Origin of the sequence: Mesorhizobium sp. 1M-11 (assembly GCF_001303895.1) — a bacterium.
Classification (GTDB): Bacteria; Pseudomonadota; Alphaproteobacteria; order Rhizobiales; family Rhizobiaceae; genus Mesorhizobium.
This window is the reverse complement of sequence record NZ_LJSD01000005.1, coordinates 1-1,606: the sequence shown is the minus strand read 5'-3', so window position 1 is coordinate 1,606 and position 1,606 is coordinate 1. Positions and strand designations below refer to the sequence as shown.

At 68.4% G+C, this 1,606-nt stretch carries 1 protein-coding gene and 1 pseudogene; both read left to right on the top strand.

Translation table 11 applies throughout. The annotated features are described in order from the left end of the window. A pseudogene (locus AO692_RS33070) lies at positions 1 to 1,043 on the top strand (hypothetical protein); the annotation flags it as partial. Beyond that, positions 1,040 to 1,606, top strand: a 567-nt coding sequence (locus AO692_RS32625) for a DNA circularization N-terminal domain-containing protein (RefSeq protein ID WP_200911699.1), incomplete at its 3' end; no start/stop codon positions are given. The pseudogene AO692_RS33070 and the gene AO692_RS32625, both read left to right, overlap by 4 nt.

The following is a 1,606-nucleotide window of genomic DNA, read 5'->3' as shown; positions in this document are numbered from 1 at the left end:
CCGCGATCGGTGCCATCGGCTTCGCGCTGCCGATCGTCAGCGCTGGCTTTGCCGTGCTGTTCGGTCCCTTGCGCCTGGTGACACGGCTGTTCGTCGGGCTGTTGCGGGTGCTGCCTCGGGCATCGCGGGCGCTGATCGCCTTCTTCCGCGGTTGGTCGGGCATCGCCACCGGGCTTGGGTTCCGCAGCACTGCCGGAATGTTCGGCTCGATCTTCGCCTCGCTGCCGCGGCAGGCGGCCACCGCGCTGCGCCGCCTCGGCCCGGTCCTGCGCGGCTCGCTTGCCGCGGGCTGGGTCATCCCGCTCGCTTTCGAGTTCCTGGACGATATGGGCCGGACACCCGAGCAGCGGCTTGAGCAGATGCGGCGCAACGCGGCGGCTTACCGCGATCTGGAAAAACGCGTCGACCGGAGCAACTTCGGGCGGTGGTGGCAGGGCATCAAGGACAGCGCCAACGAAATGATGGGGCTGGAGAAAGGCGAGGTTCCGGCGGAGGTCTTCGTCGGCAAGACGAAGGAGGCGCTCACCGACCTGAAACAGTTCCTGTCGCAGCCGATGGACTGGAAGAACATCATGCCAACCGGCGTCGTCGAGGGGTACCGGCAGGTCATCGGTATCATCGACAGCGTAAAGCAGAAGATCTCGGAGTTCGCCGCGTGGCTGTCCTCTTTCAAGCTGCCGTCCATCAACCTCAACCCATTCGGTGGCACTTCCGCAGGACCTGGAACCATTCTTCCGAACGGCACTCATGCCGGCGATCCGAACAAGATCGGACCGAGCGGGCTGCCGGAAGACCGCGAGCGCAGCATGGACGATTATCTGGCGCCTCCGGTGGTGCGGCCGCCGCAGAAACAGTCCTCGCTGGCCGCGCCGCAGTCGCGCCAGTTCGCCGCGGCCGTGGCACGCGGCGGGCCGGCTCCGGCGGTACGGCTCGACGGTCAGGTCGGCGTCACGGTCAAGGTGGACGGTCCCGGCAAGGTCACCCAGACGGCGTCCAGCAATCCGGCGATCGTGCCGACCGGCCGCATGGTGGGGCGCGTATGATCCTGGACAGCAACGGCCACGTCCTTCCCGGCTGCCTGCCGGCATCGTTCCGCGGCGTCTCCTTCTTCGTTCCCGACACGTCGACAGAGCCCGGACGGCGCGTCGCGGAGGCCCTGTTTCCCGGCCTCGACCGCGCCGCCTACGACGATTTCGGACTGTCGCCGGCGGTCATCACCGTCGACGGCTTCATGGTCGGCGACGACTATATCATCCAGGCACGCGCCCTGGAGGCCGCGTTCGAGCGGCCGGGTCCGGGCACGCTGATCCATCCGTGGCTCGGCGGCATGACCGTCATCCTGGAAGAGCCGGGAACGATCTCCTTCTCGGCCAGCGAGTTGCGCGTGGCGCGGTTTTCAGCGTCGTTCAAGCGGGTCTCGAGCGGCCTTCTGGCACTCGGCGGCACCGCCGCGACGTTGCTGTCGGCCGCATCAGCGTTCCTTCTGGCCGTCCGGGCGTTCGGCACGGCGCCGGCTGCCGGCTCCATCTCCCGCACCTCGTCGCTGGCCGCCGGCCGCACCGGCAGGATCGTGACCGCGACCTGGTCCGACGTCGCGACCGGCCTG